This window comes from Streptomyces sp. NPDC054794 (assembly GCF_053611585.1).
Window position 1 is genome coordinate 1 of sequence record NZ_JBSHAQ010000059.1, and the last position, 21,634, is coordinate 21,634.

Genomic DNA, 21,634 nt, shown 5'->3' on the forward strand with positions numbered 1-21,634 from the left:
CGGCCGGAGAGGTTCCTCCGGCCGGCGCCGCCGCTCTCTACGTCGTACGGGAGTGGGTGCGGGGCGTTCAGGACTGGGTGCGGACGTCCTGCTCCGGCTCCCGCTGCGGTGCCGCGGCCGTGGCCTCGCCCGGCACGGAGCGGGCCACGATCTGCGAGCGGGAGGCCTGCGCCCTGGCGGCCTTCGGCTTGGCGAAGCGGCGCATCGCCGGCTCCTCGACCAGGCTGTACAGGCCCCACGACAGCACGAGGGTGATGGCGAAGCCGATCGCCAGATAGGCGAGGCCCCCGCCGATGCCGTGGTTCTGCTTCAGGTCCTGCGTGTGGCGCGACAGCTCGGTCAGGACGAGGGCGTGCCAGAGGTAGAAGGCGAAGGAGACGTTGCCCAGCCACACCATCGGCTTGGTGCGCAGCACCGAGAACTTGCCGTCGATGTCGGACTGGGCGCCGGCCGCGATGACGAGGCCGAGCGGGATCACCATCACGGCGACGTGCGAGTAGGTCCAGCTTGCGTGGTAGGCGAACCAGTACGTCACTGCGGCGATCGCCGCCGCCGGCAGCAGGGGGAGCTTGAACCAGCGGCCGGTCTGCACGATCCGCGCCAGCAGGATGCCGAAGGTGAACTCCAGCATGCGCGCCGGCGGCGACATGTAGACCAGCCAGCCCTGCCACTTGGTGACCGGGCCCCAGATGATGTGCGGGCCGTCGGGGAAGGTCCACGTGATCATCGGGATCGTGAAGATCACGCCGACGATGCCGGCCGCCCACAGCCACAGGTGCTGCGGCTTGATGCGGCTGATCCAGCGCAGCAGGAACGGGAAGGACAGGTAGAACAGGAACTCCGCCGACAGGGACCAGGCCACGGGGTTCATGGCGGAGGCGATGTCGACCTGCGGGAACCAGGCCTGGATCAGGAAGAGGCTGGGTACGGCCTTCCAGCCGCCCAGCGCCGTACCGGCGTTGAGGAAGAGCAGGGCCGCCGCGATGTACGTGACCAGGTGGTTGGGGAAGATCTTGACCAGGCGTCGCCGCCAGAACCGGACGGTGGTGTCGCTCGGCCGCGCCGACCAGGTCAGCACGAAGCCGCTGAGGATGAAGAAGAAGCCGACACCGGTCGAGCCGCCCAGGGCGAAGATGCGGTTGAAGGTGCTCGCCGTGTCCTTGTCGGCGAACGGGAACTGGTAGTTCGCGTGGAAGGCGAACACCATCAGCGCAGCGATGATCCGCATGCCGGTGAGCGAGGGCAGACGGCTCGCGTCCTCACCCGCTCGGAGTCTGGTCTCCGCTGTCGGCGACATGACCCTTCACCTTTCTCTCTGTGTCCGGCTCCGGGCGCTCACCCGAAGAAGTCCGTCAATGTCCGGGAGACCAGCTCGGGGTCGTCCTCGGAGAGCCAGTGCATCGACTTCTCGACGCGCACCACGTCGCGCAGGTCGGTCGCCACGTTCGTGAGGGTCGTGCGCACGTGGTCGAACTCCGAGGGGCAGGCCAGCCCGAGCACGGGGACCCTCACCTTGTCGTACGTCCTCATGTCCGCGATGTCCTGGTTGAGGGCCTGGTACCAGGCGCAGCTGGCGCGGATGCCGTCGCGGTTGTCGTAGGCCCGCGCGTAGACGGCGCGGTCGAAGTCGGTCACCACGCTCTGGTCGTACAGGGAGTTGTCGAACAGCCAGTCGATCACGCGCCAGAACCGGCCGGTCATCAGGTCCTGCGGCAGGCCCTGCACCTGGTTGAAGGCGAACCACCACATGTTGAAGCCGGTGTTGGGCGGCAGCAGCATCCGCAGCTGGTAGAGGGAGTCGTCCGGGTGCGTGACGTCCAGCAACGCCAGGCGGCGGGTGGCGTCGGGGTGGTTGGCCGCGAAGCTGTAGGCGACCATCGCGCCGATGTCGTGTCCGGCGATGTTCACCGAGCGGTAGCCGAGGCCGCGGACCAGCTCGTACACGTCACGCGCCATCGTCTTCTTGTCGTAGCCGCCCTCCGGGCGGGCCGATCCGCCCTGGCCGCGCGCGTCCACGGCGATGACCCGGAAGCGCTGGGCGAGCATGGGCATGATCTTGCGGTCCGCCCACCACGTCTCGGGCCAGCCGGGCAGCAGCACCAGCGGCTCGCCCTTGCCGCCCACGACGTAGTGCAGGCGCGTCCCGTTCACGTCGGCGTGGTGGCTGCGGAAGCCGCCGGGCAGGGAACGCGCCAACTCCGCGTCGCTCGGGACGTTCCGGTACGGAAGGCCGCCGGTCCTGGCCGACGCGCCCGCCTCGTCCGCCGAGGCGACACCGTCCATCGCCGTGAACGCCGCAGCCGCTCCGGCTCCCAGCGCGATCACCCTGCGCCGATCCAGCGACATGCCTGACCACTCCAATCCGTATGTGTGCGAGAGGTGCTTCGCCCACCGCCCGGTACGGCCAGGACGGAGGTGACGACGGCCGTCTCGTGGTCCGTGAGGCCAGAAAACGCCGCATGGCCGATCGTCGTATGGAGCGCTGGGGCCTGACTCGACCCGGCGAGGAGGCCGCCTCGGGCGGTGGCCGGATCCGTTCGGCCGGTCGTACCGCGGCACAGGAGCGGCCGGAACGGTTCTGGGTACGGGCTCAAGTGCGCGTCGAGCGCTCCTCCAGAACTGATCCGGCGTCCTTCGGCCGGTCTCCCGCACGCTGGCGCCGGGGGAAGGAGGACCCTGCCGTCCGCCGGTGGTCACCTTCCCGATGCCGCGCGGCCGGCAGCCGACGGACTTGTGCCGGTACGACGCGGCGAGGGCCACACGCCCCGCGCACGCCGTCGTCCCGGGCCACCGACGCCGAGAGGCAACCCCACCGGCGCTCCCGCCGGGAGCGGCTCGCGAGAGGACGAGGAATCCATGACACGACCCGTGGTGGCGCTGACCGCCGACGCGACGACAGTCGACTGGGGCATCTGGGGGGATGTCTCGGTCGCCCTGCTCCCGCAGGCCTATATGGACAAGGTGACGGCCGCCGGCGGAGCGCCGGTACTGCTGCCGCCGATCCCGGAAGCCGTCGAGGCGGCGATGGCGGGGGTGGACGCGCTGCTGATGAGCGGCGGCGCGGACGTCGACCCGGCGCTGTACGGAGCGGAGCGGGAGAAGTTCACCTTCCCGCCGCACAAGGCGCGCGACGACGCGGAGTTGGCCGCCCTGGCCGTGGCCGAGCGGCGCGGCATCCCGGTGCTCGCGGTGTGCCGGGGACTGCAGCTGATCTCCATCTCCCGGGGCGGCACCCTCAACCAGCACCTGCCCGAGCACTCGCCCGCCGTGCCGGGCCGCTACGAGCCGCGCCCCATCCAGGTCAAGCCCGACTCGCTGCTGGGGGCCACGCTGGGCCCCTCCCCCACCGTGTACTGCCACCACCACCAGGGCATCGACCAGCTCGGCGCGGGGCTCGTGGCCACCGCCTGGTCCGACGACGGGGTCATCGAGGGCGCGGAGGCGGCGGATCCGTCGGCGCCCTTCCTGGCGGGCCTGCAGGCGCACGGCGAGCTCGGCGAGGACACCATCGGGCTGTTCGAGGCGTTCATCGAGGCGGCGCGGGCGGGAATGCGGCGGTGACACCGCGCTCCTGACGGTACGTCGTCGAAGGCGAGGGGCCCGCCCGTGCGGTGGTCGCACGGGCGGGCCCTTGTCGAGCCGGGGCCCCTCCGGCCGCGGTGGGCGGGCATGGGAGAGGCCCTGCCCCTCCCGGGTGGGAGGGGCAGGGCCGTGGTGCGGGATCGTGCGAGGTGGTGCGGTCGGTCAGCGCTCGGCGTCGGTGGCCAGGACGGCGCCCTGCGCCGCGGGAGCCGCCTCGGCCTCCGCCGGAGCGGGCGTGGCGTTCATCGACCCCTGACCGCGCGGCATCAGGAAGGTCACGACCAGCAGGGCGACGAAGCCCAGGCAGGCCGACGAGAGGAAGGCGTGGTGGTTGGCCGTCTCGTAGACCTTGGTGATCGCGTGCGCGTTGCCCTTCGTGTCGGCCATCTTCGTGGCCATGCCGTTGTAGGCGATGGTGGCGACGACCGCGAGGCCGAGCGCGCCACCGGCCTCCTGGCTGGTGTTGATCAGACCGGCGCCGACACCCGCCTCCTCGGGGGAGACACCGACGAAGGCGGCGATCTGCAGGGTCACGAAGACCATGCCGCAGCCCGTGCCGAGCAGGATGAACGGAGCCAGCAGGTCGACCGCGTAGCTGCCGCCCGCCGGAGCGCGGAACATCAGCAGCAGGCCGGCGACGGTCAGCGCCAGACCGATCATCACGACCGGGCGGGCCGCCATCTTGGTGACCATGCCGGAGGCGATGCCCGCACCGACCGCGACGGAGACGGCGAGCGGCACGTAGGCGAAGCCGGCCTTCAGCGGGGAGTAGCCGTAGACGTCCTGCATGAAGAGGCTGGCGAAGAAGAACAGGGCGCTGAAGGTGCCGAACACCAGGACGGCGGAGAAGTTGGCGACCCGCATCGTCTTCAGCCGGAAGAACCGCAGCGGCATCATCGGCGACTTGACCCTGGACTCGATCACCAGGAAGGACGCGAGCAGCACGGCCACGCCGGCCAGCGAGCCGATGGTGCGGAAGGTGCCCCAGCCGACGTTGGTGGCCTCACCGAGGGTGAAGATCAGCAGGAGCAGACCGGAGGTGAGCGTCGCGGCGCCGAAGGTGTCGAACTGACCGCGCTGCTCGGCCTTGCTCTCGGGCAGGATGCGCGGGGCGAGCAGGGCGGCACCGAGACCGATCGGCACGTTGATCCAGAAGATCCACTCCCAGCCGGGACCGTCGGCGAGCACACCGCCGAGGATCACGCCGACGATGGAGGCGATGCCGGACAGGGAACCCCAAAGGCCGAGCGCCTTGTTGCGCTCGGGACCCTCGCGGAAGGTGTTGGTCAGGATCGCGAGCGCGGCCGGGGTGACCATCGACGCGCCCCAGCCCTGGAAGCCGCGCGAGACGATCAGCATGGTGCCGCTGGTGGCGAGGCCGGAGGTCAGCGACGCCAGCGCGAAGATGGTGAAGCCGATCTGGATCATCCGCCGACGGCCGAAGGTGTCCGCCAGTCGTCCGCCGAGCAGCAGGAAGCCACCGAGCACCGTCGCGTACGCGGTGACGATGTAGTTCAGGCTGACGTCGGACATGTCGAGGCCGTCCTGGATGGACGGCAGTGCGAGGTTCACGATCGACACGTCGGTGAAGACCATGAACTGGCCCATGCACACGAAAGCCAGGATCGCCCCGGGGTTGAAGCCCGCCCCGAGGCCTGACCGGCTCGTGGTTGAGTCGGGGGCAGCCATTGTGAAACTCCTCAAATGTGCGGGATCAGGTCATCAAGAGCGGTCCCCGACGAGGTCGGGCGCCCCATGGATGGATGGGAGCGGACACGCGTGACCGGCCGGCCGGTTGTCCCTGGGCCGTGCCGTCGGGCAACCCGCGCGTGCCGGTGCCCAAGCTGTCGTACGTGTCTGCCATCGGCGCTCCCGTTCGTGGCGACCGGGGCACAACCCCGGCCTCTGTCCCTGCGGTCCGCACACAGGACGCTGCGGTCCGTCACGGGCCACGGAAAGTACACAGGGCTCCGGCTGAGAACGGCTCGAACGTGGCTTGAGCGCTCCGTGCTACGACGGGGCCTTCGCGACCGCCGACACTGGGCTCGGGCCCCTGCCAGGCCTGCTGTGATCCGCAGCCTGGGACGGGTGGCTCAAGCCTGGCTCGAAGGGCGGTCCAAGCCGAGGTGGCGCAAGGGGCCGGAGGTGATAACCGGGGTGTTCCCGGTACCCGGTCGGCGCCGGATCGGGGGCTCCATCGGCCCGGGGAGAGGTTCCGGTCACGGGACGAACCCGGTCGATCGGAACAGGGGACGGATCAGGTCACGGGACGGACCTGGTCATGGGAAGGATCCGGTCACTCAAGGGCCCGGTCACCGGAGGATTCCGGTCAGGGGACGGGCCCGGTCGCGCGGTGGAGCAGCGGCGGTCTGCGGTGGTCCCCTCGCCAGGCCGGGCACCGGGGAGGTGCCCGGTGCCCGGCGGCCGCGGGGACGGGGTCCTGAAGGGAGCAGCGCCCGGACCAGGGCGAGCAGGGCTTTTGAGGCGGTATCAGCCCCAGGTCGCGCCGGCCGGCTCCTTGATGGTGATGTTGATGCGGTTGAAGAAGTTGGTGGTGGCGATCATGAGGATCAGGGCGGACAGCTGGGCCTCGTCGTAATGGTCGGCGGCCGCGTCCCACACCTCGTCCGACACCGGGTTCGGACGGTCGGTGAGCAGGGTGGACGCCTCGGCCAGCTCCAGCGCGGCGCGCTCGGCGTCGGTGAAGAAGTCCGTCTCGCGCCAGGCGGCCACGGCGTGCAGCCGCTCGTCGGTCTCACCGGCCTTCTTGGCCGTCGCCACACCGGCGTGGACGCAGGCGCTGCAGCCGTTGATCTGGCTCACACGCAGATGCACCAGCTCAAGGGTGGTCTGCGGGACGCCGCCGCGGTGCATCGCCTTGTACAGCAGCGGGATGCCCTGCATGGCGTCGGGGAGGACCATCGCCGGGTTCTTCATGCGTGCAGCCATTGTCTGTCTCCTGTGCTGGGTGGTGATCCGTTCTGGTGTCTCACTGCACTGACGGATCCCGGCACAGGAATGTGACGGTCGCTGCGGGAAAAGTTTTCAGGCCAGTCCCGCGGTGGCCAGTTCCGCCTCCACGTCGTAGCGCTGCACCCAGGTCACGTCGCGCACCAGCTCCTCCATACCGGCCCCGCCGGGGCGCGCCGACGGGGAGGAGGACGGCGGCCGGGAGGGTGACGCGGGCGACTCCTCGGTCGTCGGCGACAGACGCTGCGATCCCCCGCCGAGCGAACCCTGTCGTACCCGGGAGGTGTGCTCCAGGCGCAGTTCCTCGTAGCGGCGCAGCGCCGGGGCGGGGCCGGACGGGCCGGTGCCGAGCCGGGCCAGACAGGCGGCGAGCGTCACCGCGTCCTCGATCGCCTGGCTGGCGCCCTGGCCGTGGTGCGGGAGCATCGGGTGCGCGGCGTCGCCGAGGAGGGTGGTACGGGCGGTGCTCCAGCGGGGCAGCGGCTCGCGGTCGTACAGCGTCCAGTGGCCGGCCTCGGTGGCGGCCTCCACGAGCGCCCGCGCGCCCGGCTCCCAGCCGGCGAACGCCCGGCGCAGCGCGGCGGTGTCGGCGGGCCGGCTCCAGGAGTCGCCGCCGTCGGTGGGGTCGGCGACGACGGCGACGAACGCGGTCTCGTGCCCGCCCCGCACCGGGTGGGCCAGCAGCCGGCCGGCCGGGCCGACCCAGGTGAGCAGCGCGTCCCGGGGCAGATCCGGGCAGGCGGCGGACGGAACGACCGCGCGGATGGCGGCGGTTCCGGAGAACACCGCGGGCTCCTCCCCGGCGATCGGCCGGCGCAGCGGCGAGTGCACGCCGTCCGCGGCGACGACGACGTCGGCGCGCACGCTCGCCCCGTGCGCGAAGTCGATCCGTACGCCGCCGGGGTCCTCGGTGACGGCGACCGCCCGGTGGCCGACGTGCACCAGGTCGGCGGGGACCGCCTCGGCCAGCAGCCCGTGCAGGTCGGCCCGGTGCAGGGTGTAGTGCGGGCCGTCGAACCGGGCCTGCCAGGCATCGCCCATCGGCTGCCGCACGACCACCGCGCCGGTGTCCCAGACCCGCACCTCCATCGCCTCGGGCCGTACGGCGACCTCGTCGAGCCGCTTGCCGAGGCCCAGGCGCACGAGCAGGCGGCTGCCGTTGGGGGCGAGATGGATGCCGGCGCCGATCTCGGACAGCACGGGTGCCTGCTCGTAGACGTCCACGCGCAGTCCGGCCCGGCGCAGCGCGATCGCGGCGGTCAGTCCGCCGATGCCCGCCCCGACGACGGCGACGTGCGGCTGGTTCTCGCTCATCTGTCCCCTCCTGCCTCGGGGCCGGTGCCCTTGTCCGGCCCGCACAACGCGAAAGGCGGCGCGGCCAACGCACGTACTGCGCGGTGGCCGCGCCGCCCGCTCCCGAACCCGGTCGGGCCGGCCGGCGAGGACGGTGCAGGGGGCGCGGGTGCGCAGGCGTCCAGATCCCTGTCGTCGTGCGCGGCTCTCGGGGGATACGACGATAGGGCCGCCCCGGCTGCCTGGGGCGGCCCTGTCCAGTGGGGCTCAAGCAGCCCCGAACCAGCGCTGCAGCGCCGGCTTGAGGGCCGCCTCGTCGGGGGCGGCCCAGGCGATGTACCCGTCGGGGCGGACCAGGACGGCGTGCAGCGCGTCGGGCCGCGCCGTCTCCTCGTCGCTGAAGTCGCCGGTGACGACGTCGACCCGGCTCGCCCAGGGCGCCGCCGTCTCGCGCAGCTCGGCGGCGTTCGCGGCGGCGGAGGTGACGATCAGCACGCCGCGGGCGGTGCGCAGCAGTTCGGACACCGAGGAGGGGCTGCCGTCGGCGAGCTTGAGCGCGAGGTCGGGTCGCAGCCGCAGGCCGAGCCGCGGGTGGCTGCCCTCGCCCATGTCGTACTGGATGTCGAGGCCGCTGACCTGACCGGCCAGGTGGCGGGCGACGTCGGGGTCGGCGACGAGCTCCTGCATCACGGCGCGCAGCGGCTCCATCTCGTCGCCGCTGAGGTAGAGCTTGGTCTGGGCGCGGGTGTTGCGCATCAGCCGCTGGCCGACCGGGTGCCGTTCGGAGTGGTAGGTGTCCAGCAGCCCTTTTGGCGCCCAGCCGTTGAGGGCGGCGGCGAGCTTCCAGCCGAGGTTGGCGGCGTCCTGGACGCCCACGCTCATGCCCTGCGCGCCGGCCGGCATGTGGATGTGGGTGGCGTCGCCGGCGAGGAAGACGCGGCCCTTGCGGTACTCGGCGGCCTGCCGGGTGGTGTCGGTGAAGGAACTCACCCAGCGCACCTCGGCGTCGTGCAGGCGCTCCCCTGTCATCTCCTGCCAGGCGTCGGCGATGACGGAGAAGGTGAGGCTGCTCTTGTCCTCCGGCGGCCTGAGCGCCTCGTTGTGGATGACGATGCGGTCGACGCCGTTCTGCAGGTTGAAGGACATGACCATGCCGCCGGGCACGCGCTCGCCGATGGGACGCCGGCGGACGTTGGCGCCGACGAGGTCGGCCATGTACATCCCGCGGGTGGGCTCCCAGCCGGGGAAGTCGATGCCGGCCAGCCGGCGCACCAGGCTGCGCGCGCCGTCACAGCCCACCAGGTACTGGGCGCTCAACTCGCCGTGCCCGTCGGGGCCCTGGTACTCGACGACGACGCCGTCCTCGGTCTCGCGGTAGCCGAGGACCTCGTGCGAGCGGCGGACGTCCACGTCGAGCTCGTCCAGCCAGGCGCAGAGGATCTCCTCGGTGTGGAACTGCGGGATGCCCCGCACGCTGAAGTGGTTGTCCTCCAGCTGGGAGAAGTCGATGCGCACGCCACCGAAGTGGCCCTGCGCCCATTCGACCTCGCCGAAGCGGGCGAGCAGTCCGCGCTGCTCGAAGACCTCCGCGGCCCGGCGGGTGAAGCCGACCCCGCGGGACTCGCCACTGGGGGCGGGCAGCTGCTCGAACACGGTGACGTCGACGCCCGCCAGGCGCAGTTCGCCGGCGAGCATCAGCCCGACCGGCCCGGCGCCGACGATGATTGCGCCCTTTGGCATGTCGTACTCCTCAAACAGCTGGCTGCCGCCGGCGGGCGGCTGCCAGGTCGACTGCGGTCAGGAGAGGGAATCGGGTACGGTCACGCGTCGGCGGGCTCGCCGAACCAGCGGGTGAGGGCCTCGGTCAGGTCGCCCCCGCCCGGAGCCGCCCACACGACGTGTCCGTCGGGCCGCACCAGCACGGCGTGCAGCGGGTCGGTGTCGTGCGTTTCCTGCTCGGCCCAGCTGCCGGTGACGACGTCGACCCGGTCGGCCCAGCCCGCGGCGGCCTCGGCCGTGGCGGTGTCGCCGTCGGTGACGATGAGCACGCCGTGCCCCGCGTGCAGCAGTTCGGCGACCCGGACGCGGCTGCCGTCGGGGCGCTCCACGGCCCGGTAGGGGGCCAGCCGCAGGCCGAGCAGGGGGTGGCCGGTGGCGCCGACGTCGTAGCGGATGTGCAGGCCGCTGACCCGGCCGGCCAGGTGGCGGGCGGCCTCGGGCAGTTGCACCAGTTCGCGCAGGACGGCGCGCAGCGGCTCCATCTCCTCGCCGCTGAGGTAGATCATCGACATGGCGTGCACGTCGACCATCAGCTTCTCGCCGATCGGGTACCGCTCGCTGTGGTAGGTGTCGAGCAGCGACTCGGGCGCCTGGCCGCGCAGTACGGCGGCGAGCTTCCAGCCGAGGTTCGCGGCGTCCTGCAGGCCGACGCTGACGCCCTGGGCGCCGAGCGGTGCGTGGTCGTGGGCGGCGTCGCCGGCCAGGAGGATCCGGCCCTTGCGGTACTGCTCGGCCAGGCCGGAGGCGTTGGTCAGGGCGCACATCCAGGAGGCGTCGGCGTGGTGGATGTCCTCGCCGGTCAGCCGCTGCCAGGCGTCGGCGACCTCGGCGAAGGTCACCTCGCCCTCGCCGTGGTGCGGGCGGACGCCGGGCTCGTGGATGACGATGCGGTCGACGCCGGGCTCCAGGGTGACCGACAGGACCATGCCGCCGCCGGGGATGCGCTCGCCGATGGGCCGCATGCGCAGGTCGGCGCCGACCACGTCCGCCAGGTACAGGCCGCGGGTGGCCTCGTCACCGGGGAAGGCGATGCCCGCGAGCCGGCGCACGGTGCTGTTGCCGCCGTCGCAGCCGACGAGGTAGGCGGCGGTGGCCTCCACCGGGCCGTCGGGGCCCTCGAAGCGGGCGACGACGCCGTCCTCGGTCTCGGTGAAGCCGGTCAGCTCGTGCCCGCGGCGCACCTCGACACCGAGCCGGGCCACCCAGGCGCCGAGCATGTCCTCGGTGACCGACTGGGCGAGGCCCATCACGCCGAAGTGGCTCTCCTCCAGCAGCGAGAAGTCGATGCGGATACCGCCGTAGTGGCCCTGCTTGCCCCAGCGGATGTCGCCGAGGCCTTCGAGCAGGCCCCGCTGGTCGAAGACCTCCGCGGTACGGCTGGTGAATCCGAGGCCGCGCGACTCACCGCTCGGAGCAGGCAACTTGTCATAGACGACGACGTCCGCGCCGCCGAGGCTCAGCTCGCCGGCGAGCATCAGACCGACCGGGCCGGCTCCCACGATGATCGCACCGTGTGCCATGTCGACTCCTCACGCAGGTGGATGGGCACCAGGAAAGCCCACCGTGGTCGACGGGCGATGCAGACTGACTCAAGCGCTTTCGAGGGCATACGGGCACCGCCACGGGGCATGCCGGACGCCGGAACAATGCGCCTGAATACGGGCACGGAACGGCCCCGCCGGTCGGGGGGCGACGGGGCCGTGGTCCGCGGGCCTGCGTGGGGCAGGCGGCACGGGTGCCGGTGACCGGACGCCGGTGGAAGGACGCCGGCCGGGAGAGGTCAGTAGTGGACGCGGACCAACTGGCCTTCGCCGCCACCGCTGTTGTTGGTCACGTAGATCTGGCCCTGCCGGCCGAGGGCGAGGCCGGTCGGCTGGTTCAGCTGGTCGCCGGTGGGGATCTCGGTGATCGCCTTGGTCTTCCCGTCGATCTTCGAGAGGGTGCCCGGCAGCGGCGGGCCCGCCTGGAAGCCCTTGGTGTACGACAGCGCCACCAGGTTGCCCGAGCAGTCCACGGCCAGGTCGACCAGGTTGGACAGGCCGGTGACGAACACCTCGGGGGTGCCGCCCGGCGGGATCTTCCAGATGCGGGCGGAGCCGGGGACGGTGCCGCTCATGTCGCTGAAGTAGATGGTGCCGTCGTGGGCCTTGACCATGCCGGTGGGCACGCCCTCGGCGGTGCGGGACGGCGTCGCGTTGGTCGGCACCAGGAATTCGACGGAGGTGGAGCCGTCGCTCTTGGTGCGCACGAGGGTGTTGGCGCCGGCGTCGGTGACCAGGAAGCCCGAGCCGCTGCGCACGAGCGACCACGGGTTGGCGTGGACCTCGCCGCCGTCGGGGTTCAGCCGGGTCTCCAGGTCGGCCAGGTCGCCCAGGACCTTGCCGTCACGGGTACGGAAGACCGTGCCCAGCGTGGCCGCCTCCGGGCCCAGCGCGGCACGGGACTGCGTGGTGCCGCCGAGGCCGCTGACGATGTCGTAGCCGCCGTTCGGGTCCGCCACCACGTCGGTCGGGCCGGTGACGTTGACCGGGCCGTTCGCCGAGCCCTGCCCGGTGGAGGCGAGCCCCGTCACGACGCGGCCCTTGAAGCTGCCCTTGACCTTGTACACGGAGCCGGTCCTGCCGACGCACTGCGCTCCGTCCGCGCAGCCCAAAAGGCCCTGGCCGGCCTCGGCGACGACGACGGAACCGTCGGACAGCACACTCACGCCGCGCGGGTTGTTCAGGTGGTCGGCGAGGACCTCCAGCGTCGCCGTGGTCTCGGCGTGCGCCGGAACGGCCAGCAGCGGTGCCGCGACTATGCCGGCCGCGCCCGCCGTCACCAGGGCCCTTCTCCAGGAACGTGAAATCGACATGACTCTCCCTAGCTGGCTGTGGGCTCCCCCGTTTTCCGGAGCAGTCTTGAAATCGCCACCAGAGTAAGAGGGGAAACAGACTCGCATAACCGTTGAAAACAAAACCCATGCCGAATACCGGGGATATTCGAGTGCGACTCCAGGCGTATTTCGGTCGCGACTCCAGGAATATTTCGGCCGAATTCCGGGAAACGTCCGTCGCCTTTTGCGAGGGACGGTCAGGCGGTGCGGCCCAGCGCCCGGTCGACCAGTGCCCCCGCCACGCCCGTGTAGCCGGCCGGGTCGAGCAGGTCCGTCAGCTGCCGGGGCGTCAACAGGCGTCGCACCTCGGGGAGTTCGGCCAGTACCTCGGCCAAGGGCCGGGACGTCTCGGCCGCCGCCAGCGACGCCCGCGTCAGCAGGTCCTTGGCCGCCGCCTTGCCCAGGTGCGGGGCGAGGGCGGCCGAGAGGCGCTCGGAGGCGATCTGCCCGCCGGTCGCGGTGAGGTTGGCGCGCATCCGCTCCGGGTGGACGGCCAGTCCCCCGGCCAGTTCGACGGCGGTGTGGGCCGCTCCCCCGGTCAGCCGCAGGCATTCGCGCAGCGGCTGCCACTCGGCGTGCCAGCCGCCCGCCGACCGCTCGTCCTCGGTGATCAGGCACTGCGCCAGTACGGCGGCCAGGGCGGGCACCTGCAGCGCCGCGGAGCGGATCAGCGTGGCCAGTACGGGGTTGCGTTTGTGCGGCATCGCCGAGGAGGCGCCGCGTCCGGCCACCGTCGGCTCGGCCACCTCGCCCGTCTCCGTGCGGGTCAGCACCAGCACGTCGGCGGCGATCTTGCCGAGGGCACCGGCGGTGTGCGCGAGGGCCGCGCCCAGGTCGGCGATCGGTGTGCGCAGCGCGTGCCAGGGCAGGACGGGCACGGCCAGGCCGGTCTCGGCGGCGAAGGCGGTGACGAGGTCGCCGAGCACCTCCTGGCTGCCGGCGCCCTCGCCCGCGTACTGCAGATAGCCGGCGAGCGTTCCGGCCGCGCCGCCCAGGGACACCGGCAGCCCGCCGGCCAGGATCCGCTCCAGGCGCTCGGCGGCCTGAAGGACCAACTGCCGCCAGCCCGCCGCCTTGAGACCGAAGGTGGTGGGCACGGCGTGCAGCGCGAGGGTGCGGCCCGCCATCACCGTGTCCCGGTGCTCGGCGGCGAGGACGGCCAGGGAGTCGGCGACCGTCCGCAGGTCGGCGACGATCAGCCGCAGCGCCCGCGCGGCCACCAGCATCGCCCCGGTGTCGAAGACGTCCTGGCTGGTGGAACCGCGGTGGACGTACTCGACGGCCTCGGGCGCCTCGGCGGCGACGACCGCCGTCAGCGCCTTGATCAGGCCGACGACCGGGTTCGCCGTCTCCCGGGCGGCCAGCGCCAACTGCCGTACGTCCAGCCGCTCGGCGCGCGCGGCGGCCGTGATCGCCGCGGCCGCGGCCGCGGGCACGGCGTTGCACCGGGCCTGGGCCCGGGCCAGGGCCGCCTCCGCGTCGAGCATGGCCTGCAGCCAGGCCGCGTCGCCCACCGCCGCCTCGACGGGCGTGCCCGCGCGGACCGGGGAGAGCAGTCCGGCGTCCAGGTGGGCGTCGAGGGCCTGCGCGAGGGCCGGCCGTTCGTGAGCGGTCGTCATGCCGCCTTCCTCGCCGTCGTGGTGGTGCCGAGCTTCGTCCGGGCCGCCGCCCGGGCGGGGGCGTACACCGGCGTCGCTCCGCCGGCCGCCCCGGGGACGGCGGCCGGGGCCGGCAGGGCGAGGACCGCCCCCGCGATGGCGTCGGAGTCCTCGAGCGTGACCGAGCCGACCCCGGGCCGGATGCCGGCCGCGGTGACCCAGTGGACGGACTCGGTGGGCACCCCGTAGGCGAAGCGCCGCGGATGCGGCACGCCCCGCCCGTCCAGCAGCCGGTAGGGCCGCTCCGCCACCGCGAGGCCGCCCGTCTCGTAGTCCGCGGCGGCCCCGGGGCCACTGCCCGCGATGCGGTAGGGCCTGCACTGGCCGGTGCGCAGCAGCCGGCTCATCAGCGGGTCGGCGGTGCGCCGCAGGTCGATCTCGGGCAGCCGGGCCTCGATCAGGACGCGCGCCCGCACATGGACGTCCCCGATCTCCCCGGACGTGCCGACGAAGCAGCCGTCGTCCGGGTCGGCGTCGACGCGGAACGCGGGGCCGGTGACCTCCAGGATCCCGGCGTCCATCAGCGCGGCCATCTCCTCGATGCGGGAGGCGGGCGGGCCGATCGACAGGTACGCGTTGAGCGGGGTGTACCAGCGGTCGAGCTCGTCGCGGTGCGAGTCGGCGTCGAGGCCGCCGTGGTCGACCGCGAGCCGCACCTCGTTGCGCAGGTCGCGCAGCACGTCCAGGGCCGCCTTGAACGGGCCGCTGACGTTGCCCTGCCGGGCCTCGCGCAGGTCGTCGTCGAGGTAGCCGCGCAGCCAGGCACGGAAGGCGGCCAGGTCCTCGAAGCTGCGGCGGCCGTAGGGGCGGGCGACCAGCTCCCAGTCCCAGCGCTCGGACTCGCCGACGCCGGCCTGCGCGAGCAGCCGCTCCTCCTCCGGGCCCGGGGCGGCGCCCAGGTAGCGCCGGGCGAACTCGGCGACGCGGGCCGGGTGTTCGCGGGTGGCCAGCAGCGTCTCGTAGTAGACGCACTGCACCTCCTTCGCGATCAGCGGCCACAGGTCGGTGCCGAAGCGGACCGGCCTGGAGCGCGCGCGCAGCGTCGCGATGTACTCGGAGGTCAGCAGCCTCGGGAAGTAGCGGCCGTGCGGGCCCTTCTCGTTCTCGCCGCGCGCCTGGTAGGGCACGCCGCGCCGCGATCCGGCGTACAGGCGCGGCTCGCGGCCGGAGGGGCGGTAGACCAGGCGGCCGTCGGCCTCGCGGGCGAAGACGCCGCCGCGGGCGTGCGTGAACAGCGACATGTAGTCGAAGAAGTTGAGGCCGAGTCCGCGCAGCAGCACCTTCTCGCCCGGCGCCACGTCCGACAGGTCCACGTCGGCGGGGTTGGAGGGGGCGATGTAGGTGAGGTCGTGCCCGGCGGCGAAGGCGGCCAGGTCCCGCTCGGTGTCCGTCGGCGTGAGGGGCACATGGCCCTGCGCCAGCACCACCGCGCCCAGCCCGGTCAGCCGGGTGCCGTCCTCCAGCACCACGGTCTGCGGGCCCGTCCCGGCCGGGTCGTCCTCCTCCAGGGCGACGGCCCGCACCGGGTGCACGTGCACCGTGACATGGGCCGGCGCATTCGCGGTGACCTGCTGGAACACCCACGTCAGGTACGCGCCGTACAGGGCGCGCGTGGGGTAGGTGTCCGGGCCGAGGTCGCGGGCCTCGGCGAGCGTCTCGTCGTCGTGCGCCAGACCGGTGCCCGGGGTGAGCGCGCTCGGTCCCAGCGCCTTGGCCCACTGGTACAGGCTCGGGCCCTCCTCCAGCGGTCCCTCGATGGTGACGCTGGCGTCGGTGTAGACCGTGACCTGCGAGGCGACGGTGTTCATCAGCAGGTGCCGGGACTGCGAGGGCCGCCACACCATGCCCGAGCCGGCCGGGCCGGGGTCGACGACGTGCACGACGAGGTGGGGCCAGCGGGGCGACTTCCGTTCCTGGGCGCAGAGCCGTTCCAGGACGGACAGTCCGCGCGGTCCGGCGCCCACGAGGCACACTTCCATACGTCCGCTGCTCACAAGGACACTCCGCTCGGCAGTCGGGGACGGCGGGGCCGCGGCGTCGCGTCGACGGCTGTGGCGGCGATGGCGCGTCGGGCGCCGCCCCCGAAGGTCTTGGTGGGTTCCCGAAGTTCCGGGCAGAACAGAACGGCCGCCGTCATCGGCGGCCTCGTGAGGATTGCGGTGACCGGCGGCCCAGCAGGTCCTGCGGGCGCACCGTCGCGGTGACCTCCGCGCGTACCGTCCACAGCGCCTCCTTCCTCCGCCACCGTCGGCCGCAGCGCTCAACCAGGGCTGGGATCCCACTGGAGGGCTCCGGTGCGGTCGTGGCGCGGGGAACACACTGGTGCCCCGCGGAGAACGGCGGGGTGGGGTCGAACGGTCAGGAGAAAAGGCTGAACAGCCGGTCAGCTCCGTCGAGGGCCAGCGCCAGCAGGTCGTCGGTCCGGGGCGCGTGTCCGGCGCCGCCCCAGGTGGCGATCCGTACCAGCACGGTGAGGGCCACCAGCAGCAGCGCGGCGCCCCGGTAGTCGGCGCGCGGCGCGCCGTCGGGCCGCGGCGCGGGCGGCAGGGCCGCCGCCAGGAGGAGCGCGAGGACGCCGAGCGGCAGCAGGACGGTCACCGCCCAGTGCCGGCCGAGGTGTTCGGTGATCGTGCCGTCCGCGACCGGGCCGCCGGTCATGGCGAGGGTGGTCGCGCCGACGAGGACGCCCTGGTAGGAGGCCCGCTCCTGGGCGGGCACGCGTTCGGCGAGGAACGCCACGACGGCGGCCGTCACGCCGCCCGCGCCGATGCCCTGGAGCGTGCGGAAGGCGACCAGCGCGTCGGGGGCGCGGGCCGCGGCGCTCAGCGAGGCCCCGGTCAGGAACACCGTGAGCGCGCCGACCAGTACGCACCGCCGTCCGCGCCGGTCGCCGAGCCGGCCGAGGGCGGGCAGGGCGGCGGCGGTGGCCAGCGGGTAGGCGACGGCCTCCCACGGCGGGCGGGGTAATCGGCCGCCGTGCGGGCCGAGGGGCGCGCCGGTGCTGTCGATCTGGGACAGCAGGACGGCGAGCACCAGCAGGGACGGCAGCAGACGCACGGCTTGGCCGCGCAGTCCCCGCGCGGTGCCGGCCGTCTCGTCGATGGTGGTGGTCACAGCCGCCCGTCCCGCTCGCCCCGACGTGTGGTGCAACGCAGTACAGCAGCCGGCGCTCAAGCACCACTGGGGGCCGGATGGGCACCCGGTCGAGGCCGCGGCCTTTCGGTCACCCGTTGCCGAGCCGGAAACCCACCCCCCGCACGGTGACGATCCACCGGCTGTCGCCCAGCTTTCCGCGCAGGCTGCTGACGTGGGTGTCGACCGTGCGCCGCGACCAGGAGTCGCCCCACACCTGCTGGAGCAGCTGCTTGCGCGGGATGACCGTGTCCGGATGCGAGGCCAGCAGGCACAGCAGGTCGAACTCCTTGCGGGTCAGGGCGACTTCGACACCGTCGACGGTGACCACCCGGGAGTTGACGTCGATGCGCAGCCGGCCGTGCCGGATCTCCTGGACTATGGCCGGCTGCCACTGGACGCGGCGCAGGACGGCCTCGATACGGGCCATCAGTTCGCGCAGCCCGAACGGCTTGGTGACGTAGTCGTCGGCGCCCGCCTGCAGGCCGAGCACGCAGTCCAGTTCGGACTGCCGGGCGGTGACGATGATGACGGGCACCCGGCTGACCGAGCGGATGGCCCGGCACACCTCCAGCCCGTCCAGGTCCGGCAGTTCCAGCGCCAGCAGCACCAGGTCGACGTCCGCGTGCGCCTGCAGGGCCGTTCCGCCGCGCTTGACCCCGATCGGCTCGTGGCCGTGCCTGCGCAGCTGGGCCACCAGGGAGTCGATGCGGTCGACCTCGGGATCCACCACCAGGATGCGGCGCCTGGGCGTGGCCGCGGAGGAACGTGGGGTGGCGTGCGGTAGGGCGTCCTTCACCAGCCGGAAGGGCGGCGGGACGGGTGTGCGGGGCTCCATCAGCGGCGGTGCCGACATGTGCGTCATGCCTCCCCCAGGATCCTGACACGGCCGTGTGCGGTGGGTGCGTGAGCCGGATGGACGCGGGCCGGGCCCGGCCACGGCCCCACACTTTCGGCCACGCCCCGCCTCGAACGTACAGACATGCGGTCGAGTCCCGATCCAGCGCGGGGCTCGACCGCGTCGAACACGGCCGTTGGCCGAACTCGGCGGTTACGGGTTGAGCACCCACGCCGACTGGTGCTGCGTGAACCCGATGCGCGGGTAGTACTGCGTGGCGGCGGGCGCCGACAGCAGCACGATCTTCGCGGTCGGGGCCTCCTTCTGCGTGGCGTCGATCAGGGCGCGGCCGATCCCGGAGCGCTGGTGGGTGCCGGCCACGGCGATGTCGGACAGGTAGGTGACGTAGGAGAAGTCGGACACGCTGCGGCAGATGCCGAGGAGCGTGCCGTCGGCGTCCCGGGCGACGAGCACCAGGTTGGCGTTCTCCACCATCGCGGCCATCCGCTCCCGGTCCGCCACCGGGCGCCGCTCCCCGAGCCCCGAGGAGCGGTACACCTCCAGCACCTCGTCCAGGTCGAGGCCGGCGCCCTCGACCCGCTCAATCGTCCAGCTCACGAAGCTTCTCCAATCGGCTGTGAATGACGTCGTGGTGGGTGAGGAAGCGCTCGGGTTCGAGCTTCCCCAGGTCGATGCCCTCCTTGGCGAGGGAGGTGCCGAAGTGTTCGCCGGTGGCGATGGTGTGGTTCGCCGCGGCCTGCACCGAGCGGTAGGCCCGCTCCCGCTCCATGCCGTCGCCCAGCAGGTCGGCGAGGACCGACGAGCTGTAGATCAGGCCGTCGGTCTGGTCGATGTGGGCCCGCATCCGCTGCGAGTTGACGGTGAGCGCCTCGACCAGATCGGCCGCCCTGGTGGCCTGGAAGTGGCCCACGGACAGGCTGTCGGGGAGGATGACCCGCTCCACGGACTGGTGGGCCAGGTCCCGCTCGTGCCACAGCGCCACGTTCTCCAGCGCCGTGCCGGCATAGCCGCGCAGCAGCCGGGCCAGGCCGCACAGCCGCTCGCTGGTGGTGGGGTTGCGCTTGTGCGGCATGGCGCTGGAGCCCTGGTAGGCGACGGCGCGGTGCTCCTCCACCTCGCGCACCTCGGTGCGCTGCAACAGCCGCAGCTCCAGGGCGACCTGCTCGATGCAGGCGCCGAGCGCGGCCACCGCCTGCAGCAGCTGGGCGTGCCGGTCGCGGGCGACGACCTGGCTGGGCACCGGCTCGACGCCCAGGCCGAGGGCCTCGCACACGTACGCCTCGACGAACGGGTCGATCAGGGCGTAGGTGCCCACCGAGCCGGAGATGGTGCCGACGGCGACGGCGTCGCGCGCCGCGGCGAGCCGCTTGATGGAGCGGTCGACGGCGAAGGCGTAGCCGCCGAGCTTGTGCCCGAACGTGGTGGGCTCGGCGTGGACGCCGTGGGTGCGTCCCACCATCACGGTGTCCCAGTGCGCCAGCGCCTTGTCGGCCAGCACCCGGCGCAGCCGCCTCGCCGCGCCGGTCAGCAGGTCGGTGGCGCGGGCCAGGGTGTGGCCGAGGGAGGTGTCGACCAGGTCGTAGCTGGTCATGCCGAGGTGTACCCAGCGGGCGGAGGAGTCGGGGATGTCCTCGCAGTACGCGGCGAGGAAGGACAGCACCTCGTGGTCGCGTTCCTTCTCGATCTCGGCGACCCGGGCGGCCAGCGGCACGCGGGCCCGGCGCATGTCCTCCAGGGCCTCTTTCGGTACGCGTCCGAGCTCGACCTGGGCCTCGGTGGCGAGGATCTCGACCCTGACCCAGGTGGCGTAGCGCGACTGGTCGGAGAAGAGGTCGGCCATCTCGGGCAGCGTGTAGCGAGGAATCATGAAAGGGCCTTCGTCCGTGGGCTGATGAGGGGCTGTGAGGAGGGCCCGGTGCGGTGACCTCCGCCGCACCGGACCCTTGTTTCGGGGCGCTCCCTCAGTACGCCCCGAAGTACTCGCGCTGCTCCCACTCGGTGACGCGGCCCGGCGCGGGGGCGGCCTGCACGCACCACGCCTCGAAGCGGCTGAGCTCGCTCTCCTTCAGCTTGGCCAGGCACGCGGCGAGCGGTGCGCCGAGGACCTGCTCGGCGCGGCCGGCGCGGAAGGCGTCGAGCGCCTCGCCCAGGGACTGCGGCACGACCTGGCCGGGGCCGTCGCCCGGCTCGCTGCCCGCCGACGGGCCGGACGCGCCCGTCGCGGGGGCCGCGGTGATGCCGTCGAGGCCGGCGAACAGCTGGGCGGCGATGTTGAGATAGGAGTTGGCGCAGGGTTCGCCCATGCGGTTCTCGATGTGGGCGCCGGCGCCGCTGCCGACCACCCGAAGCATCGCGGTGCGGTCCTCGAAGCTCCAGCCGACCCGGGTCGGCGCGAGGGCGTGCTCGGCGGCCAGGCGCCGGTAGCCGTTGATGGTGGGCACCGACAGCAGGCACAGTTCGCGCGCCCAGGCCAGCAGGCCCTCGGCGTAGGCCTTGCCCTGCGGGGACAGACCGCCGGACAGGCCCTCGGCGCTGAAGACGTTGCGGCCGGTGGCGCTCTCCACGACGGACTGGTTCAGGTGCCAGCCGCTGGGGTCGGCGGCGTCCAGCAGCGGCTGCGACATGAAGGAGGCGTGGTAGCCGCGGCGGGCACAGAACCGCTTGGTGTAGGTGCGGAACAGCAGCATCGCGTCGGCCACGTCCAGCGCCGACATGGGGCTGAAGGTGGTCTCCACCTGGCCCGGTCCGGACTCGTGCTCCATCGACCTGAGCGGCAGGCCCAGCTTGAGCAGCTGCATCGCCAGCTGGTCGGTGAGGGGGGCGACGGTGTCGTACGCGGCGTCGAGGTTGAACTGGTAGCCGGCGTTGACGGCGGTCACCCGCGGCGCCTGGCCCTGCAGGCCGAAGCCGTTGCCCTGGTTGCCGGGTTCGTCGTCGAGCCGACGGGTGAGGTACCACTCGACCTCCAGGCCGATCACGGGCGCGAGCCCCTGGTCGGCGTAGCGGAGAAGGACCCGGCGCAGCGCGGCCCGCCCGGACAGCGGGTGCGGGGTGCCGTCGCGCAGGTACTCGTCGCCGATCACCCAGGCGGTGCGCGGCCCGCGGCCGGGCAGCACCTGGAAGGTGAGCGGGTCGGGCACCAGGATGAAGTTGCCGGCGCCGGCGATCTCGTCGACGCCGATGCCGTGGTCGCCGAGGAAGTCGACGGCGACGGCGTGCCCGGTGTCGAACAGGAACGGCCCGGGGCTGAAGTTCATGCCGTTGCGCAGCACGCTGCGGAACGCCTGGACGGTCAGCGTCTTGGAGCGGGCCAGCCCGTGCGGGTCGCCGAAGGCGACGCGGACGAGGTCGACGCCGTCGAGGGCGGCCTCGACCCGCTCGGCCGCGGCGAGTTGCTCGGCGTCCCAGAGCCCGTGGTCGGTGACGAACGAGGGCCGCCCGACGCTGCCCTCCGCGGAGGGGGTGGACCATGACCTGGCATACATG

General features: G+C 72.8%; 16 protein-coding genes. 1 reads left to right on the forward strand and 15 read right to left on the reverse strand.

The features are described 5' to 3' along the window. Window positions 1–67: 67 nt before the first annotated feature. Both ACWGKT_RS40150 and ACWGKT_RS40155 read right to left on the reverse strand, forming a co-directional pair. Window positions 68–1,297: an acyltransferase family protein gene (locus ACWGKT_RS40150; protein ID WP_453277571.1), complete on the reverse strand. Its 1,230-nt coding sequence runs from the start codon at window positions 1,295–1,297 to the stop codon at window positions 68–70. 38 nt (window positions 1,298–1,335) lie between these two features. Continuing rightward, complete coding sequence (locus ACWGKT_RS40155; protein ID WP_356144505.1) at window positions 1,336–2,346, reverse strand: alpha/beta hydrolase; 1,011 nt, start codon at window positions 2,344–2,346, stop codon at window positions 1,336–1,338. Window positions 2,347–2,856: 510 nt separating this feature from the next. Here ACWGKT_RS40155 and ACWGKT_RS40160 point away from each other — a divergent pair. Then, window positions 2,857–3,561, forward strand: coding sequence for a gamma-glutamyl-gamma-aminobutyrate hydrolase family protein (locus tag ACWGKT_RS40160; protein WP_453277572.1), 705 nt, complete (start codon window positions 2,857–2,859; stop codon window positions 3,559–3,561). 183 nt (window positions 3,562–3,744) lie between these two features. Here the strand turns inward: ACWGKT_RS40160 and ACWGKT_RS40165 are convergent, their stop codons facing one another. From ACWGKT_RS40165 to ACWGKT_RS40225, 13 genes are all read right to left on the reverse strand, one after another. After that, a complete protein-coding gene (locus tag ACWGKT_RS40165) occupies window positions 3,745–5,271 on the reverse strand; it encodes an MFS transporter (RefSeq protein WP_356144501.1) in 1,527 nt (508 codons plus the stop codon). An 801-nt stretch (window positions 5,272–6,072) separates the two neighbouring features. Beyond that, window positions 6,073–6,531: a carboxymuconolactone decarboxylase family protein gene (locus ACWGKT_RS40170; protein WP_356144500.1), complete on the reverse strand. Its 459-nt coding sequence runs from the start codon at window positions 6,529–6,531 to the stop codon at window positions 6,073–6,075. A gap of 96 nt (window positions 6,532–6,627) precedes the next feature. Continuing rightward, window positions 6,628–7,866 carry an FAD-dependent monooxygenase gene (locus ACWGKT_RS40175; RefSeq protein WP_453277573.1) on the reverse strand — a complete coding sequence of 413 codons (1,239 nt, stop codon included), beginning with the start codon at window positions 7,864–7,866 and terminating at the stop codon, window positions 6,628–6,630. A 246-nt stretch (window positions 7,867–8,112) separates the two neighbouring features. Beyond that, a complete protein-coding gene (locus ACWGKT_RS40180; RefSeq protein ID WP_356144496.1) occupies window positions 8,113–9,585 on the reverse strand; it encodes an FAD-dependent monooxygenase in 1,473 nt (490 codons plus the stop codon). Window positions 9,586–9,665: 80 nt separating this feature from the next. Further along, window positions 9,666–11,144, reverse strand: coding sequence for an FAD-dependent monooxygenase (locus ACWGKT_RS40185; RefSeq protein WP_356144494.1), 1,479 nt, complete (start codon window positions 11,142–11,144; stop codon window positions 9,666–9,668). 260 nt (window positions 11,145–11,404) lie between these two features. Beyond that, window positions 11,405–12,478 carry a ScyD/ScyE family protein gene (locus ACWGKT_RS40190; RefSeq protein WP_453277574.1) on the reverse strand — a complete coding sequence of 358 codons (1,074 nt, stop codon included), beginning with the start codon at window positions 12,476–12,478 and terminating at the stop codon, window positions 11,405–11,407. 218 nt (window positions 12,479–12,696) lie between these two features. Beyond that, on the reverse strand, window positions 12,697–14,118 hold the full coding sequence (gene pcaB, locus ACWGKT_RS40195) for a 3-carboxy-cis,cis-muconate cycloisomerase (RefSeq protein ID WP_453277575.1): 1,422 nt from the start codon (window positions 14,116–14,118) through the stop codon (window positions 12,697–12,699). Then, a complete protein-coding gene (locus tag ACWGKT_RS40200; RefSeq protein ID WP_453277576.1) occupies window positions 14,115–16,151 on the reverse strand; it encodes an FAD/NAD(P)-binding protein in 2,037 nt (678 codons plus the stop codon). The genes pcaB and ACWGKT_RS40200 overlap by 4 nt, the downstream gene beginning before the upstream one ends. A gap of 364 nt (window positions 16,152–16,515) precedes the next feature. Continuing rightward, a complete protein-coding gene (locus ACWGKT_RS40205; protein WP_453277577.1) occupies window positions 16,516–17,271 on the reverse strand; it encodes an MFS transporter in 756 nt (251 codons plus the stop codon). Between the two features lie 109 nt (window positions 17,272–17,380). After that, window positions 17,381–18,154: a response regulator transcription factor gene (locus ACWGKT_RS40210; RefSeq protein ID WP_453277578.1), complete on the reverse strand. Its 774-nt coding sequence runs from the start codon at window positions 18,152–18,154 to the stop codon at window positions 17,381–17,383. Window positions 18,155–18,340: 186 nt separating this feature from the next. After that, entirely contained in the window at window positions 18,341–18,745 is a 405-nt protein-coding gene (locus ACWGKT_RS40215) for a GNAT family N-acetyltransferase (protein WP_235454247.1), read from the reverse strand. Next, window positions 18,729–20,015 (reverse strand): adenylosuccinate lyase, encoded by a 1,287-nt coding sequence (gene purB / locus ACWGKT_RS40220; protein ID WP_453277579.1) that lies wholly within the window; start codon window positions 20,013–20,015, stop codon window positions 18,729–18,731. The genes ACWGKT_RS40215 and purB overlap by 17 nt, the downstream gene beginning before the upstream one ends. A gap of 94 nt (window positions 20,016–20,109) precedes the next feature. Further along, a complete protein-coding gene (locus ACWGKT_RS40225; RefSeq protein WP_453277580.1) occupies window positions 20,110–21,633 on the reverse strand; it encodes a glutamine synthetase family protein in 1,524 nt (507 codons plus the stop codon). Window position 21,634: the final 1 nt, after the last annotated feature.